General features: G+C 69.0%; 13 protein-coding genes. 10 read left to right on the top strand and 3 right to left on the bottom strand.

The genetic code is table 11. The annotated features are described in order from the left end of the window. Positions 1-9 precede the first annotated feature (9 nt). Positions 10-753, bottom strand: a complete 744-nt coding sequence (locus tag ACLJO0_RS00920; protein ID WP_125790639.1) for a FadR/GntR family transcriptional regulator — start codon at positions 751-753, stop codon at positions 10-12. Positions 754-813: 60 nt separating this feature from the next. On the opposite strand from ACLJO0_RS00920, the gene ACLJO0_RS00915 reads away from it, so the two are divergent. From ACLJO0_RS00915 to ACLJO0_RS00880, 8 genes are read left to right on the top strand one after another with little or no spacing between them, the layout of a single operon-like run. Beyond that, positions 814-2304 carry an ABC transporter substrate-binding protein gene (locus ACLJO0_RS00915; RefSeq protein WP_410576161.1) on the top strand — a complete coding sequence of 497 codons (1491 nt, stop codon included), beginning with the start codon at positions 814-816 and terminating at the stop codon, positions 2302-2304. Next, a complete protein-coding gene (locus ACLJO0_RS00910; RefSeq protein WP_410576160.1) occupies positions 2301-3245 on the top strand; it encodes an ABC transporter permease in 945 nt (314 codons plus the stop codon). Before ACLJO0_RS00915 ends, ACLJO0_RS00910 begins: the two co-directional genes overlap by 4 nt. Next, entirely contained in the window at positions 3245-4057 is an 813-nt protein-coding gene (locus ACLJO0_RS00905; protein ID WP_199748668.1) for an ABC transporter permease, read from the top strand. Before ACLJO0_RS00910 ends, ACLJO0_RS00905 begins: the two co-directional genes overlap by 1 nt. Before the next feature lie 5 nt (positions 4058-4062). Further along, positions 4063-4800, top strand: a complete 738-nt coding sequence (locus ACLJO0_RS00900) for an ATP-binding cassette domain-containing protein (protein WP_410576159.1) — start codon at positions 4063-4065, stop codon at positions 4798-4800. Beyond that, positions 4797-5567, top strand: coding sequence for an ABC transporter ATP-binding protein (locus tag ACLJO0_RS00895; RefSeq protein ID WP_410576158.1), 771 nt, complete (start codon positions 4797-4799; stop codon positions 5565-5567). The genes ACLJO0_RS00900 and ACLJO0_RS00895 overlap by 4 nt, the downstream gene beginning before the upstream one ends. Next, positions 5560-6981 (top strand): aldehyde dehydrogenase family protein, encoded by a 1422-nt coding sequence (locus tag ACLJO0_RS00890; RefSeq protein ID WP_410576157.1) that lies wholly within the window; start codon positions 5560-5562, stop codon positions 6979-6981. The genes ACLJO0_RS00895 and ACLJO0_RS00890 overlap by 8 nt, the downstream gene beginning before the upstream one ends. Next, positions 6978-7736, top strand: coding sequence for an SDR family NAD(P)-dependent oxidoreductase (locus ACLJO0_RS00885; RefSeq protein ID WP_410576156.1), 759 nt, complete (start codon positions 6978-6980; stop codon positions 7734-7736). Before ACLJO0_RS00890 ends, ACLJO0_RS00885 begins: the two co-directional genes overlap by 4 nt. Positions 7737-7748: 12 nt before the next feature. Next, positions 7749-9128, top strand: a complete 1380-nt coding sequence (locus ACLJO0_RS00880; RefSeq protein WP_410576155.1) for an amidase — start codon at positions 7749-7751, stop codon at positions 9126-9128. Between the two features lie 275 nt (positions 9129-9403). Here ACLJO0_RS00880 and ACLJO0_RS00875 read toward each other — a convergent pair whose 3' ends face one another. Continuing rightward, positions 9404-10264, bottom strand: a complete 861-nt coding sequence (locus ACLJO0_RS00875) for an HpcH/HpaI aldolase/citrate lyase family protein (protein WP_410576154.1) — start codon at positions 10262-10264, stop codon at positions 9404-9406. Beyond that, positions 10261-11331, bottom strand: coding sequence for an HpcH/HpaI aldolase/citrate lyase family protein (locus ACLJO0_RS00870; RefSeq protein ID WP_410576153.1), 1071 nt, complete (start codon positions 11329-11331; stop codon positions 10261-10263). The genes ACLJO0_RS00875 and ACLJO0_RS00870 overlap by 4 nt, the downstream gene beginning before the upstream one ends. 118 nt (positions 11332-11449) lie before the next feature. Between ACLJO0_RS00870 and ACLJO0_RS00865 the strand changes: the two genes are divergently transcribed. Beyond that, the gene (locus ACLJO0_RS00865; RefSeq protein WP_410576152.1) at positions 11450-13693 is read left to right on the top strand and encodes a protein kinase domain-containing protein; all 2244 of its coding nucleotides are present in this window, start codon (positions 11450-11452) and stop codon (positions 13691-13693) included. Beyond that, entirely contained in the window at positions 13684-15948 is a 2265-nt protein-coding gene (locus ACLJO0_RS00860; RefSeq protein ID WP_410576151.1) for a serine/threonine-protein kinase, read from the top strand. Before ACLJO0_RS00865 ends, ACLJO0_RS00860 begins: the two co-directional genes overlap by 10 nt. The last annotated feature ends 86 nt before the right edge of the window (positions 15949-16034 follow it).

The raw sequence follows: 16034 nt of genomic DNA, 5'->3' as shown, positions 1-16034 counted from the left end.
TAGAGGCGGTCAAGCGAGCAGCGGCCGCAAGAGGCGACGTTGCTCTTCAGGGACGTACTCGGCGTAGTTGTCGTACAGCGCCTGCTTCGCCAGCCTTGACGCGCGCTCGCCGTCGGAATCCCTGATCGCTCCCAGCACTTCTTCGTGATGCGCCAGCCAATTGCGCATCAACGCCGTCCGGTCGTCGGCGTGCTCCAGTTTGTCTTCGATGAGCTCCAGCACGACGCCGCGGACGACCTCGCCGCTGATCACCAGCAGCGGATTCCCCGTCGCCCGGGCGATGGCCTCGTGGAACGCGACGTCCGCGTGGGAGAACTCGGCGAAACCCTCCGTGATGCCGGCGCGCATCGCCTCGAGCGCCGTGTCGAGTTCGGCGAGATGGTCTTCGGTCCTGAGCTGCGCGGCGAGCAGATGTGCGGAACCGTCGAGGACCATGCGGAACTGCAACAGCTCGGACAGGCCGATGTGGTCGGCGCGCGCGAGCCGGTGCATCGACCGGTGCAACGCGGCGGGCGAGGCGGCCAGCACTTCGGGGCCGCGCGGATCGCCGGGCCGCGAGCGGATCATTTCCGCCGCCTGCAGCACACGCAGCGCTTCCCGCACGGTCGAGCGGCCGACGTCGAACTGCACCATCAGTTCGCGTTCGCTCGGCAGCCGGTCGCCGGGTTTGATCCGGCCGCTGAAGACGGCTTCCTCGATCTGTTCGACGACGCGCTGGTACGCGCGGACAGGGGCGACCGGCTCGAATTCCATCTTGACCCTGCCGTCTCGTCTGGTTTACTGGTCAGACCAGTCTACCGGCTAGGGGGCAGGATGAAAGCCCGGATTCACGCGGCAGTGGCAGCGTTGCTGCTGGTGGCGTCCGGCTGCTCGGCCGGTTCGAGTGCCACAGTCGCCAAGGATCCCGGCACGCTCGCCGTCGGGTACACCGCCGAACCCGCGAACTTCGACTTCACCCGCACCGACGGCGCCGCCATCCCGCAGGCCTTGCTCTACAACGTCTACGAGGGCCTGGTGAAACTCGACGCGGACGCGAAGATCGTGCCGCTGCTGGCCGAATCGTGGACGGTCTCGGAAGACCGCAAGACCTACGACTTCAAGCTCCGGAAGAACGCGAAGTTCAGCAACGGCGCCCCGTTCACCGCCGAGGACGTCAAGTTCTCGCTGATGCGCGTGAAGACCGACTGGACGGTGTCGATCAAGTCCACAATGGACGTCGTCGATCGGGTCGACGTCGTCGCGCCGGACCACGCGCGGGTCGTGCTCACGAAACCCAGCAACGGTTGGCTGTTCAGCCTCACCAGCAGGCTCGGCGCGATGTTCAGCCGTGCCGGGGTCGCGGATCTGGCGAACAAACCGATCGGCACCGGGCCGTACACGGTGTCCTCGCGCAGGCGCGGCGATTCGATCGTGCTCAAGGAGAATCCCGCGTACTGGGGCAGGAAACCGGCGTACTCCACGGTGGTCCTCAAGTACATCAAGGATCCGACGGCGCTCAACAACGCCTTGCTCAGCAACGGGATCGACGTCATCTCCGCGATCACCGTGCCGGATTCGATCCCGCAGTTCCAGAGCGACGACCGGTTCACCGTCGTCGAAGGCACGACGAACAGCGAGGTCACGCTCGCGTTCAACAACTCGCGCCCGCCGTTGAACGACGTCCGCGTCCGACGGGCGCTGTCGTACGCCATCGACCGGAAGGCCTTGCTGGACACGGCTTGGGGCGGCCGCGGCACGCTCATCGGCAGCATGGTCCCGCCGACAGACCCCTGGTACGAGGACCTGTCGAAGGCGTACCCGTTCGATCCCGCGAAGGCGAAAGCGCTGCTCGCGGAAGCAGGCCAGCCGAATCCGGCACTGCGGCTGAGGATTCCCAACTTGCCGTACGCCGTCTCGTCCGCGCAGGTGGTGGCGTCGCAACTGGCGGACGTCGGGGTCACGGTGACGATCGAGCCGCTGGACTTCCCGGCGGTGTGGCTCAAGCAGGTGTTCACCGACCGCGACTACGACCTGTCGATCATCCAGCACGTCGAGGCACGCGACATCGTCACCTTCGGCAGGCCGAAGTACTACTGGGGTTACGACAGCAAGCCCGTCCAGCAGAATCTGGCGAAGGCCGACGCCGGAACGCCTCAGGAGCAGGCCGACGCGATGCGCCAGGTCGCGCGGCGGCTGTCCGAAGACGCCGCCGCGGACTGGCTCTTCCTGTTCCCCAACGTGATCGTGGCGAAGAACAAGGTGACCGGGTTCGTCCGCAACCAGGTCAGCGAGTCCTTCGATCTCACGGGATTGGCGCCGCGATGACGGTCAAGGTGCTCCGCCGCCTGGGGATCCTGGTGGCCAGCGTGCTGGTCGCGTCCATCGTGGTGTTCCTGTTCATGGCCGTGCTGCCGGGTGATCCGGCGCAGGTCGCGCTCGGCGTCAACGCGACGCCGGAACTGGTCGCGAAGACCCGCGCCGAATTCGGTATCGACCGGCCGTTGGTGACGCAGTACTTCGACTGGATCGGCGGTGTCCTGCAAGGCGACTTCGGCCGCTCGTACGTCACGCGCGAGGAGATCGGGCCCGCGCTGGCCGACCGGCTCGGCGTGACGTTGTGGCTGGTCGGGGCCGGGATGCTGGTGGCGCTGCTGATCGCCGTCCCGGCGGGGACGTTCGCCGCGGTGCGGCATCGGAAGGCCGACGGCACCGCGGTTTCCGGCCTCTCGCAGCTCGGCGTCGCGATCCCCGCGTTCCTCGCCGGCATCATCCTGGTGCAGATCTTCGCGGTGCAGTTGCGCTGGCTGCCGTCCGGCGGGTGGACGCCGCCGGTGCAGGATCCCGGCGAATTCCTCCGCGGCCTCGTCCTTCCCGCCCTGTCGCTGGGACTCGTTCAGGGCGCCGTGCTCACGCGGTATGTCCGGTCCGCCGTACTCGACACGCTCGGGCAGGACTACCTGCGCACGGCGAGGTCCAAGGGCCTCCGGCCGTTCCCAGCGCTGTTCCGGCACGGTCTGCGCAACGCGGCCGTGCCGGTGGTGACGGTGCTCGGCCTGCAACTGGCGACCCTGCTGATCGGCGCCGTCGTCGTCGAACGCGTCTTCGTCCTGCCCGGTCTCGGCAGCATGCTGCTCGACTCGGTGGCGTCGCGGGATCTGCTGTCCGTGCAGGGGATCGTGCTGGTCCTGGTGGTCGGCGTGCTGCTGGTGAACTTCGTGGTCGACGTCCTCTACACGGTGCTCGACCCGAGATTGCGGGGTTCCTGATGCGTAACCGCACTCTCGTCATCGGCGGCGTGCTGGTCGCGCTGATCGTGCTCGCCGCACTGCTTTCGTTCGTGTGGACGCCGTTCGACCCGGTGAAGGTCGACGCGGCCAACCGGCTGCACGACTTCAGCGGCTCGAACCCGCTGGGCACGGACAGCTTCGGCCGCGACGTGCTCAGCCAGCTCATGGTCGGCGCGCGGACGACGCTGTACGTCGGCGTGGTCGCGGTCGGGATCGCCGCGCTGATCGGGACGCCGCTGGGCATCCTCGCCGGGATGTCGTCGCGCTGGCTCGGCGAGTTCGTCATGCGGGTCAACGATCTCGTGCTCGCGTTCCCGGCGCTGCTGCTGGCGATCATGTTCGGCGCGGTGTTCGGGGCGAACACGCTGACCGCGATGGTGGCGATCGGCATCGCGACCATCCCGTCGTTCGCGCGGATCGCGCGGTCGGGGACGCTGCAGGTGATGAGCAGCGAGTTCGTGCTGGCCGCGCGGTCGGCCGGGCGTTCGCGGCTGAACATCGCGGCGCGGCACGTGCTGCCGAACATCTCCGGGCTGCTGATCGTGCAGGCGTCGGTGTCGTTCGCGATCGCTGTGCTCGCGGAAGCGGCGCTGTCGTTCCTCGGGTTCGGCACCCGGCCGCCGACGCCGTCGTGGGGCCGGATGCTGCAGGAATCGCAGATGTTCCTGACCCTGCACCCGCGGCTCGCGCTCGTGCCCGGCGTCGCGATCGCCATCGCCGTCCTCGGTTTCAACCTGCTCGGCGACGGCCTCCGCGATCGTCTCGACCCCCGATTGGCGGCGCGGCTATGACCGCTATGACACTGCAGGTACATGGTCTCGGCATCTCCGGCCTGGTTCGCGGAGTCTCGTTCGGCATCGCGCGCGGTGAGCGGGTCGGGCTGATCGGCGAGTCGGGTTCCGGGAAGTCGTTGACAGCACTGTCGATCATGGGGCTGCTGCCCGAAGAACTCGCCGCGTCCGGATCGGTGAAGCTCGACGGCCGCGAACTGCTGGGCGCGCCGGAGAAGGACCTGTCGCGGCTGCGCGGCAACGAGATGTCGATGGTGTTCCAGGAACCGATGACCGCGCTGAACCCGGCCATGCGGGTCGGCGCGCAGGTGGCCGAACCGATGCGCATCCATCGAAACGGCGGGAAGGATCCCGAGGCTTTGCTGGATTCCGTCGGGTTGCCCGGTGTCGCTCGCGCGTATCCGCATCAACTGTCCGGCGGGCAGCGGCAACGCGTCGTCCTCGCGATCGCGCTGGCCAACGATCCGAAGCTGCTGATCTGCGACGAGCCGACGACGGCGCTCGACGTCACCGTGCAGGCGCAGATCCTGGAGCTGATCCTCGCCGGCGTCCGGGAACGGGAAAGCGCGCTGCTGTTCATCACGCACGACCTCGCCGTCGTGGCGTCGGTCTGCGAGCGGGTGCTCGTGATGCTGGACGGCGAGATCGTCGAAGCCGGCACCACCCGCGACGTGCTGACCGCGCCCCAGCACGACTACACGAAGAAACTTCTGGCCGCTTCGGATCTGGAGGCGAGCCGATGATGCTCGAAGTGCGCGGCCTCGAACGTCGCTACACACGGCGCGATGTGCATGCCCTGCGCGGCGTCTCGTTCGACGTCGAGGCTGGTCAGCGGTTCGGCATCGTCGGCGAGTCGGGTTCGGGAAAGTCCACTTTGGTCAGACTGCTGGCCGCGCTCGACAAGCCGACGGCGGGCAGCGTCTCGTTCCAGGGAAAGCGAATCGACACCCTGCCCGAACGCAAACTCGGCTTCCTGCGGTCGGAACTCCAGATCGTCTTCCAGGATCCGATGGGTTCGCTCGATCCGCGGATGCGGGTGCGCGACATCATCTCCGAGCCGTTGGGCCGCCGGGACCCCGCGCGGGTTTCGGAGCTGCTGAAGGCGGTCGGCCTGCCCGAAGACGCCGCCGGCCGCTATCCGCACCAGTTCTCCGGCGGGCAACGGCAACGCATCTCGATCGCGCGGGCGCTCGCGCCGAACCCGAGCGTCCTCATCGCGGACGAACCGGTGAGCGCGCTCGACGTCTCGGTGCGAAAGCAGATCCTCGACCTGCTCGCGTCGCTGGTCGAGCTGTACTCGCTGACGCTGATCTTCGTTTCGCACGACCTCGGCGTGGTGCGGCACGTCTGCGACCGGGTCGCGGTGATGCGGCGCGGCGAGATCGTCGAGATCGGCGACGTCGACCAGGTCTACGACGCGCCGGAACACGAGTACACCAGGGAGCTGCTGGCGGCCGCGCCGAATCTGCGGGCCGAACTGGCGCGGTTGAGGGGAGGGGACGATGGCTGAGTATCCCGAGGGACTGCCGATCGGTGACGGCTGGGTGTCCACTGTGGACACTGTGTCGGTGGACTTCCCGTACGACGGGAGTGAGATCGGCCGGGCGTCGGTCGGGACGCCGGAGCTGGCCACGCGCGCGATCGACGAGGCCGTCGCGGTGTTCAAGCAGGTCGCGGCCCTGCCGTCGCGCACCCGGCGTTCGCTCCTGAACGACGTCGCCGCTGCTCTGGAAGCCCGGCGCTCCGAATTCGAGCAGCTTCTGGTCCTCGAAACCGGAAAGCCGTTGGTCGACTGCCGGGTCGAGGTCGCGCGCACGATCGTCACCTGGCAGGCCGCCGCCGAAGAGGTCTCGCGGTTGCACGGCGAGACCGTGCCGCTCGACCTGCTGCCGTCCGGTGACGGGCTGGTCGGGTTCTGGAAACGCAAGCCGATCGGCGTCGTGGTCGGCATCGCCGGGTTCAACTATCCGCTGCTCCTGGCGTCGCACAAGATCGCGCCCGCCATCGCCGCGGGCTGCCCGGTCGTGGTGAAACCCGCGCCGCAGACCCCGCTGGCGACGTTGTGGCTCGTGCATCTGGTGCGCTCGCTGACCGAGCTGCCCGCGATGGTCCAGCTGGTCACCGGGGACGCGGCCGTCGGCTCGGCGCTGGTCACCGACCGGCGGGCCGGCGCGGTGTCGTTCACCGGATCCGCACTGGTCGGGCACCGGATCGCCCGCGACGCCGCACCCACGAAGACGTTGCTGGAGCTGGGGTCCAACGCCGCCCTGGTGGTCGCCGAAGACGCCGATCTCGACGCGGCCGTGGACGCCGTGCTGCGCGGCGGGTTCTACGCGTCCGGCCAAGCGTGCATCTCGGTGCAACGCGTTCTGGTCGTCGAAGCCGTTGCCCAGGAGTTCACCGAACGGGTGCTCGCGCGGCTCGATGAGGTCGTCATCGGTGACCCCCGAGACGAGAAGACGCGGGTCTCGGCGCTGATCGACCCGGGGTCGACCAGGCGCGTTCAGGAATGGGTCGACAAAGCGACTTCGGCCGGTGCGCGGCTGGTCGGAGGCGGCGTGGACGGCACCGTGCTGCGTCCGGCCGTGCTGCTCGACGTGCCCGACGGCCTCGAATGCTGGGACGAGGAGATCTTCGGCCCGGTGGTCTGCGTCCGCACCGTGTCCTCTGTGGACGAAGCGTTCGACGCGGTCAACGCGTCGCGGTACGGCCTGCACGCCTCGGTGTTCAGCACGTCCTTGAAGACTGCGTTCCGCGCGCTCGACGAGCTCGAAGTCGGTGGCGTGGTGGTCAACGAGGTGCCCGGTTTCCGGTCCGACACCATGCCGTACGGCGGCGTGAAGGACTCCGGCATCGGGCGGGAAGGGCCGCGGTTCGCGGTCGAAGAACTGACCGTGACGAGGATGGCGGTGCTGCGCCCGTGAGCTACGAAAACCTGTTCCGGCTCGACGGAAAGCGAGCGGTCGTACTCGGCGGTGGCAGCGGGATCGGCCGCGAAGCCGCCAAGGCCTTGGCCGCGCACGGCGCCGAGGTGATCGTCGCCGACCGCGATGTCGCCGCCGCCAAGGAAACCGGCGTGGGCGAGGCGTACGAGATCGACCTGCTCTCCGACGGTGCGGCCGCGCGGGCGGCGGTGGAACTCGGCGAGATCGACGTCGTCGTGCTGACCGCAGCGACCAACGTGCGCAAACGGCTGCTGGAGTACTCGCGCGAGGAATTCGACCGGGTGATCGCGCTGAACCTCGGCGCGACCTTCGAGGTCGTCCGCGCGTTCGGCGCCGGGATGGTCGAACGCGGGCGGGGGAGCATCATCGGGTTCTCCTCGATCCGTGGCACCACCGTCGAGCCGGGGCAAGGGCCGTACGCGGCGACGAAAGCCGGGCTGGTGCAGCTGTTCCGCACGGCCGCGGCGGAGTTCGGCCCGGCCGGGGTGCGGGTCAACGCGATCGCGCCCGGCGTCGTCGAGACGCCGCTGACAGCCCAGATCAAAGCGAATCCGGCCTGGTACGACGCGTACGCGACCAAGGGCGCGCTCGGCCGTTGGGCACGTCCGGACGAACTCGCGGGCGCCGTCGTCTACCTGGCCTCGGAGGCGTCGTCGTTCGTGACCGGCTCCGTGCTGGCGGTGGACGGCGGCTGGACCGCGGTCGACGGCCGCTTCGAACCGCCCGCGACGTAAAGGAGCCTGTCCGTGCCGGAGTTGCCTGATCTGACCGCCGTCGAACTGGTCGCGCAGTACCGTGCCGGGACGTTGTCGCCGGTCGAAGTCACCGAAGCGGTCCTCGCCCGCGTCGAGGCGCGCGAACCCGAGCTGCACGCGCTCTACGCGTACGACCCGAGCGGCGCGCGTGAAGACGCGAAGGCGTCCGAAAGCCGCTGGCACGCCGGGGAACCGCTCGGTCCGATCGACGGCGTTCCGTTGACGCTCAAGGAGAACATCGCGACCCGCGGCACTCCGGTCCCGCTCGGCACGGCCGCCACGTCACTGGAACCCGCGCCCGAAGACGCCCCGGCGGGCGCTCGCGTGCGCGAGTCCGGCGGGGTCCTGCTGGGCAAGACGACCATGCCGGACTACGGGATGCTGACGTCCGGGCTGTCGAGTTTCCACACCGCGTCGCGGAATCCCTGGGACACCACGCGCACGCCCGGCGGCTCCAGCGCCGGTGCCGGTTCGGCGGCCGCCGCGGGCTACGGCCCGCTGCACGTCGGCACCGATATCGGCGGCTCGATCCGGCTGCCCGCCGGCTGGTGCGGCCTGGTCGGGCTGAAGCCGAGCTTCGGCCGGGTGCCGGTGGATCCACCGTTCCTCGGCCGCGTCGCCGGGCCGATGACGCGGACCGTGGCCGACACCGCGCTGCTGATGAGCGTTCTGTCCGGTGTGGACGGTCGCGATCACCTTTCGCTGCCTGCGTCCTCTGTGGACTGGTCGTCGCTGTCTTGCGCGGTCAGAGGTCTGCGGATCGGGCTGCACCTCGATCCTGGTGTCGGGCTTCCGGTGCTGCCGGAGACGATCGCCGCCGTCACCGAAGCCGCACGTGTCTTCGAGGCCGCGGGCGCCGTCGTCGAGCCGGTTTCGCCGTTCCTTCGCCGCGAAATGCTCGACGGCCTCGACACCTTCTGGCGCGTCCGAGCCTGGTCGGACATGTCGGCCCTGCCCGAAGACCGCCGCGCGAAGGTCCTGCCGTACATCGCCGACTGGGCCGCCGGCGGCGCCGACGTCAGCGGCGTCGACACCTACCGAGGCTTCGCGCAGATCGACGCCATCGCCGTCGCGACCCTGCGCGCGACCGAACGCTTCGACGTCGTCCTGTCCCCGACCTGCCCGGTCTCGGCCCCGCCCGCCGACTGGCCCTCGCCGACCAACGACCCGCGTCGCCCGTTCGAGCACATCGCGTTCACCGTGCCGTACAACATGTCCGGCCAGCCCGCGGTCTCGATCAACTGCGGCTACACCAGCGACGACCAGCCCATCGGCCTCCAGATCAGCGGCCGCCGCTTCGCCGACCTCGACGTCCTCCGCGCCGCTGCCGCCTACGAAACCCTTCGCCCCACTCCGCGCCCCTGGCCCTGACCCCCGTCCCGCAATTCGGCACCTGGTTGCGATCCTTGCGCGCGCAAGCATCGCAACCAGGTGCCGAATTGCGTCAACCTCGGGAGTCGAGTTCGCTCAGCCACGTGGCGAAGTGCGGGCACTGGGCTCGGAGACCTTCGATGCCCAGATGACCAGCAGGTCAGGGGCCATCCGGGGCTATCGTCGACCAGTCTAGCGTGAGCTGAAGGGCGCTTTCCCCGCATGCGACGCGGGTAAAGCGCCCTTCACCGCGTCTCATGCGGGTATGGCGTCCTTCAGCTCCTGCCGCTGATCGCCTCGGCCAGCGCCAGGATCCGCCGCGCGTTGTCCACGTGCAGGTTCTCGATCATCCGCCCGTCCACGGTCACGACGCCCTGCCCGGCCGCCTTGGCCTCCTCGAACGCCGCGATGATCTTGCGTGACCGCGCGATCTCCTCATCGGACGGCGCGAAGATCCGGTTGCACGGCTCCAGCTGCGCCGGGTGGATCAGCGTCTTGCCGTCGAAGCCGAACTGCCGCCCTTGCAGGCATTCCGCCTCGAAGCCTTCGAGGTCCTTCACGTCGTTGTAGACGCCGTCGAGGATCGCCTTGCCGGTCGCCCGCGCGGCCAGCAGCGCGAGCGAAAGCCCGCCGAGCAGCGGCGCGCGGCCGGGGACGAACTCGGCGTGCAGTTCCTTCGCCAGGTCGTTCGTGCCCATGACCAGCACGGTCAGCCGGTCGGACGCCGCGGCGATCTCCTCGGCGTGCAGCATCGCGACCGGGGTTTCGACCATCGCCCAGATCTTCGTGTGGTCGGGTGCGCCGCCGAGTTCCAGCGCGCGCTCGATGTTGTGCACTTCGGCGGCGGAGTTCACCTTCGGCACCACGATCGCGTCCGGGCCAGCCTGCGCGGCGGCGCGGAGGTCGGCGTCGTGCCATTCGGTGTCGAGGCCGTTGACGCGGATGGTCACCTCGCGCGAGCCGTACTCCTTCGACGAAGCGGCGGCGCACACGCGTTCACGTGCGGCTTCCTTCGCGTCGGGTGCGACGGCGTCTTCGAGGTCGAGGATGAGCCCGTCCGCGTCCAGCGTCTTGGCCTTTTCGAGCGCTCTTTCGTTCGCGCCGGGCATGTAGAGGACGGAACGTCGAGGGTTCATTCGGAAGCCTCCTTCGTGGCCGCCTCGTAGGCGGCGGCGAGTTCAGGATCGTCGGCGGCGAGGGCGTCCGCGAGTTCGGCGACCACCCGGCACTGCTTCACCGAGGCGTCGTCCTGCATCTTCCCGTCGATCATCACCGCACCGGTGCCGTCACCCATCGCGGCGATCACGCGCCGTGCCCAGGCGACGTCCTCGGGCGAAGGGGAGAACACCTTCTTCGCGATGTCGATCTGCACCGGGTGCAGGCTCCAGGCGCCCACACAGCCGAGCAGGAACGCGTTGCGGAACTGGTCTTCACAGGCGACGACGTCGCGGATATCGCCGAACGGCCCGTAGTACGGCAGGATCCCGTTCGCCGCGCAGGCGTCGACCATCCGCGCGACGGTGTAGTGCCAAAGATCCTGCTGGTACGTCGTGCGTCCCTCGTTCAGGTCTTCGCCGGTCGGGTCCGTGCGCACCAGGTAACCGGGGTGTCCGCCACCCACCCGGGTGGTCTTCATCCGGCGGCTCGCGGCGAGGTCGGCCGGGCCGAGCGAGATGCCCTGCATCCGGGGGCTCGCGCCGGCGATCTCTTCGACGTTCGCGACGCCGCTGGCGGTCTCGAGGATCGCGTGCACCAGCAGCGGTTTCGTGAGCCCGGCCCGCGCTTCGAGCTGCGCGAGCAGCCGGTCGACGTAGTGGATGTCCTGCGCGCCTTCGACCTTCGGCACCATGATCACGTCGAGTTTGTCGCCGATCTCGGTGACCAGCGTGATCAGGTCGTCGAGCACCCACGGCGAGTCGAGGCTGTTGACGCGGGTCCACAGCTGCGTCTTGCCGAAGTCGGTCGACTTCGCGATGGAGACGAGCCCGTTCCGCGCGGCCTCCTTGCGGTCGGCGCGTACGGCGTCCTCGAGGTTGCCGAGCAGGACGTCGACCTTCTTGGCAAGATCCGGGACCTTGGCGGCCATCTTCTCGTTGCCGGGGTCGAAGAAGTGGATCATCCGCGAAGGAGGCACGGGGATCTGGCGGAGCGGTTCCGGCGCCCCCACCGCGAGCGGGGCGAAGAAATCCTTCGGCGAACGCATCGTTCCTCCATCGCAACGGGCTAAGTGACCGACGGGTAACCCTAAACCCGGAAGGTGGGGAACCGCTGCGGCGCAGCTCACCTCCAAGGGAACACGATCGGGAATCGCGGAGGACTCTGTGGACGACTGGGCCTTGCCGGGTTTCACCGAGCTGGGGTCGCTGGGCGAAGGCGGATTCGGACGGGTCGTGCTGGCCCGTCATGATGAATCCGCCCAGGTCGTGGCCATTAAATACCTGTACGCGCGGTTCGCGGCCGACCCGCAGCGGCTGGCCGAATTCCGCCACGAGGCGCAGATCCTGAGCCGTGTTTCGGGGCCCCACATCGCCCGTCTGCACCAGTTCGTGGAGACCCCGCAAGGGGCCGCCATCATCATGGAAGCCGTTCACGGAATCTCCCTGAAAGAGATCCTCGGCCGCCAGGAGAAGCTCGAACCCGAAGCCGCGCTGGCCATCCTCAAGGGTTCGCTGCTCGGCCTCGCCGGCGCGCACGCCGCCGGCACCGTCCACCGCGACTACAAACCGGCGAACGTCCTGGTCACCCCCGATGGGCAGAGCAAACTCGTCGACTTCGGCATCGCCGTGCTCGCCGGGCAGACCGGTGTCGCCGCGGGCACGCCCGCGTACATGGCGCCCGAGCAGTGGTCCGGCGGCATCGCCACCCCCGCGACCGACGTCTACGCCGCGACCTGCGTTTTCTTCCAGTGCGTCGCCGGGCACCGGCCCTATCAGGCCGAACAGACCGAAGTGCTACGCACGCTGCACGAGTACGCCCCGATCCCGTTCGGTGAGGTCCCCGAACCGGTCCGCGACCTCATCGCGCGCGGCATGGCGAAGGACGTCGCCCAGCGGCCGTCCGGCGCGGCCGAGTTCGTCACCGAACTGGAGTCGTCGGCCAGGAAGGCGTACGGCGAAGACTGGGAGCGCAACGGCTGGCACTGGCTCGCCAAGGGCGCCGGTGTCCTGGTCGCCCTGTCGCCGCTGGCCCTGCTCGGCGCCGGGACCGCCGCCGCGCCGGTCATCGCGGGCGGCGCGGCGGGCGGGGTCGCGGCGACCACCGGCGGCGGGATCGCGCTCGGGCTCAAGGTGACCGCCGCGGTCGCCGCCGTCACCGCGGCCGCCGTCGGCACGGTCGTGGTGGTCAACGCCGACGGTGACGACGCGCCGCCACAGACGACCACCGTCGCCGCGATGCAGGTCGACCTCCTCACCCGCACCGAGAAGTTCGACGGCTTCGACTACAACGGCAAGTACGTCCGGATCAGCGGGTTGAAGGACAAGGCCGCCGAGGAGCGGATCAACAAGGCGCTGATGGCGCCGATCGACGGCTGGCTCGAGAACTTCTGGCCCGACAGCTACCAGGCACAACTGGAGCCCGACGGCGACATCCCGCATATGAAGACCGAAGCCGAAGTGCTGCGCCAGGACGACAAGCTGCTCTCGGTCGTATACAAACGCTCGATCGACTCCGTCCAGTTCGGCAACCACGGCGGGTTCAGCGTCCGCCCGATCGTCATCGACCTGACGAAGGGCGAGCAGATCTCCACCGCGCATCTCTTCGACAACGTCGACGGCACCGCCGCGCGGATGCGGATGCTCGAAGACCGGCTCCTCGAATCCGTGAAGCCGGGCGACTGCCTCGCGGGTTCGCGGAACTCGACCGAGCACCTCCCGGCGACGTCGATGTCGGAGCGCTACACCTTCGACTATGACTCCATCGTGCAGGCGGCGCCGACCGCCGACGGAATGCGGTTCTACGTCTACGGCACCGCGCTCGGCTACCCGCGCGTCTGCGATCCGACCGAGGTCACCGTCGGCTACCCCCGCCTGCTCGACCTCGTGAGCCCCACGGTGCTGGACCTGCTCGGCCTCACCGGCGGCGGCACGCAGGGCAAGCGGACCAAAGAAGACAACGTCGGCGCCTTCACCATCACCACGCCGGAGAAATGGTGGCTGCTCTCCAGCGCTCCCATCGAGCGCTACCTGGTGACCGCCGACCAGTGCTCGAACAGCGGCATGCAGCCGTTCCACTGCGCGGGCGTCCTGTTCAGCGACAACTCGCGGGTCGAGGCGGCCGTTCCGGCGTATGAACCGGGCAAGCCGTACAACCGGTCCTATGGCCCGCGGCCGTGTCATTCCCTCGGGGCACCCGATGAGACTCAGGGATCACCGGTACTGCAGAAGAAGGAGCTTCGCCCGGTCGGGACGAAGAAGGCCGCGTACGAGGAGTGGCTGCTCACGTGCACCGGCGGCGGCACCGTCACCCAGCGGGTCTGGTTCCTGCCGAAAACGCAGCTCGTGATCGTCGACGAGTGGAACACTCCAGGTCTCGACAAGATTCTGGAAGAGGCCCGATGGAACTGACCGACGCGTGGAGACTGCCCGGCTTCACCGAGCTGGAGCAGCTGGGCACGGGCACCTTCGGCCGCGTGGTGCTCGCGCGCCAGGACAACACCGGCCACGTCGTCGCGATCAAGTACCTCTTCTCCCGCTTCGCCGCGGACCCGGCGTACCTGGCCGCGTTCCGGCAGGAAGCGCTGGCGCTGCACCGGGTGTCGAGCCCGCACGTCGTCCGTCTCCACGAGTTCTTCGAGACGCCGCAGGGCGCGGCGATCGTGATGGAGGCGATCAACGGGGTCTCGCTGCGCGCGGTGCTCCAGGCCGAAGGCGCTCTCGAACCCGAAGCCGCCCTCGCGGTACTGAAAGGCTCGCTGCTCGGACTGGCCGCGGCGCACTCCGTGAACGTCGTCCACCGGGACTACAAACCGGCCAACGTCCTCGTCGCCGACACCGGCGAGAGCAAGCTGGTCGACTTCGGCACCGCCGTCCTGGCGGGTGAACGCGGCCCGTCCGTCGGCACGCCCGCGTACATGGCGCCCGAGCAGTGGGCAGGCGGCCAGGCCACGCCCGCGACCGACGTCTACGCCGCGACCTGCGTGTTCTTCCAGTGTGTCGCCGGGCACCGGCCGTATGAGGCCGAACAGACCGAAGTACTCCGCACGCTGCACGAACACGCGCCCATCCCGTTCGGCGAGGCCCCCGAGCCGGTGCACGAACTCGTCGCGCTGGGGATGGCGAAGGACCCATCGAAACGGCCGGTCGACGCGCTCGTGTTCGTCAGCGAACTGGAACGCGTCGCCCGTGCCGGCTACGGCGACGAATGGGAGCGCAAAGGCTGGTCACGGCTGGCGAAGGCGACAGGCGTGCTCGCCGCCGCGACGCCGTTGGTCCTGCTCGGCGCCGGCACCGCGGCCGCTCCCGGGGTCGCCGCCGCCGGAACGGGCGCGGTCGCCGCGTCGACCGGCGGGATCGCGGCCGGACTGAAGATCGCCGTCGGGGTCGCCGCGGCGGCGGCCGCCGTGGTCGGCTCGGTCGTCGTCTTCGCCGACCCGAGCACCCCGCCGCCGTCGCCGACCACTCAACAGGCCGTCGCGCTCAAGGTCGCCATGAAGACCCGAACCGGAACCGTTCCCGGCACGAATCTCTCGTACAGCGGGGACCACCCCGAGGTGACGGGTTCGCCCGATCAAGCCTGGCTGAAGCGCGTCAACGACGCACTGACCGCGCCGATCGACGAGTGGAACCGCAAAACCGGCCCGGGCGCCGCCAAGCTGGAGCCGGAACGCGGCCCGTACAAGCTCCTCACCAAGGCCGAGGTGCGCTCGCAGAACGAGCGGTACCTCTCGGTGCGCTACACGCACGACCTCGAGAACAAACCCCATTCGACCTGGGGAAACGGCCGGAACGCGGTGACGATCGACCTGAAAGAGGGCAAGGCGCTCACCCCCGCCGAACTGTTCGCCCCCGGGAAGTTCACCGACGACGGACTACGGACCCTCGAAGCATTGCTCTGGCCCGACAAGGAACAGTGCGGTCCGGCCAACAGCACCTTTCCGTACCAGCCCCTCAAGACGGCCGACCTCACCGACGAGCGGAAGGTGTGGCTCGCGTTCACCCCCGCGGCCGTCGAGGTCACCGTCGACCTCAACACCCTCGGCTTCGCCACCGCCTGCGGCGTCCAGGACTACACGCTGCCCTACGACAAACTGGCCGATCTCCTGAACCCGGACCTCGTCGCGGGCGTGACCGGCGGAAAACCCCTGAAGGCGACGTCGGCCGCGCCGCCCGCGCAAGGACTCACCGACGTCCCGGTCGGCGCGCTGACCCTGCACCTGCCCGACGGCTGGACCGCCGTCTCGCAGGGGCTGGAGAAGGTGATCGTCGCCCCGGGCTGCCCGGATCCCAAGAAGTACTTCAACTGCCAATACGTCCTCCTCACCGACAACACCCAGGAGTCCGCCGAACAGCCGCCGTACCGGCCGGGCGGCTTCTACCGGCGCAGCGCGGGCGGCCGGGCCTGCAACGCCGCCGGGCGCAAGGACCTCCGCCAAGAGGGTGACGCCGTGCGGACGGTATCCACCACCGCACCGGTGGGCGGGGCGACGGCGATCCACGAGGAGTGGACGATCCAGTGTGTTCCTCGTGGACAGACCGGTGGAAGCGGCGAGGCGCAAGTGACGCAGCGGATCTGGTTCCTTGCGGACAGGCAAATCGTGGTGCTGGACGAGTGGCGGACACCGGGCGTCGAAGAACTCCTCCGTACCGCGACGATCTCCTGATCCACCTGCGAAGTCCACAGTGGAATGAGTATTCATTGGGCTGAATGGCCTAACGGACTGCTTCGCTTGCCACGCCGGTGTTCGGT

The organism is Amycolatopsis sp. lyj-108 (genome assembly GCF_046549005.1).
In the GTDB taxonomy this organism is placed as follows: Bacteria; Actinomycetota; Actinomycetes; order Mycobacteriales; family Pseudonocardiaceae; genus Amycolatopsis.
Note: the sequence above shows the minus strand (reverse complement) of the source record. Positions and strands in the feature narration are given on the sequence as shown.

Bases quoted from the DNA above. Each gene is read 5' to 3' on its own strand.
- ACLJO0_RS00910 (WP_410576160.1), top strand. From the start codon at position 2,301: ATGACGGTCAAGGTGCTCCGCCGCCTGGGGATCCTGGTGGCCAGCGTG.
- ACLJO0_RS00860 (WP_410576151.1), top strand. From the start codon at position 13,684: ATGGAACTGACCGACGCGTGGAGACTGCCCGGCTTCACCGAGCTGGAG.
- ACLJO0_RS00875 (WP_410576154.1), bottom strand. From the start codon at position 10,264: ATGAACCCTCGACGTTCCGTCCTCTACATGCCCGGCGCGAACGAAAGA.
- ACLJO0_RS00895 (WP_410576158.1), top strand. From the start codon at position 4,797: ATGATGCTCGAAGTGCGCGGCCTCGAACGTCGCTACACACGGCGCGAT.
- ACLJO0_RS00870 (WP_410576153.1), bottom strand. From the start codon at position 11,331: ATGCGTTCGCCGAAGGATTTCTTCGCCCCGCTCGCGGTGGGGGCGCCG.
- ACLJO0_RS00915 (WP_410576161.1), top strand. From the start codon at position 814: ATGAAAGCCCGGATTCACGCGGCAGTGGCAGCGTTGCTGCTGGTGGCG.
- ACLJO0_RS00900 (WP_410576159.1), top strand. From the start codon at position 4,063: ATGACACTGCAGGTACATGGTCTCGGCATCTCCGGCCTGGTTCGCGGA.
- ACLJO0_RS00920 (WP_125790639.1), bottom strand. From the start codon at position 753: ATGGAATTCGAGCCGGTCGCCCCTGTCCGCGCGTACCAGCGCGTCGTC.
- ACLJO0_RS00890 (WP_410576157.1), top strand. From the start codon at position 5,560: ATGGCTGAGTATCCCGAGGGACTGCCGATCGGTGACGGCTGGGTGTCC.
- ACLJO0_RS00905 (WP_199748668.1), top strand. From the start codon at position 3,245: ATGCGTAACCGCACTCTCGTCATCGGCGGCGTGCTGGTCGCGCTGATC.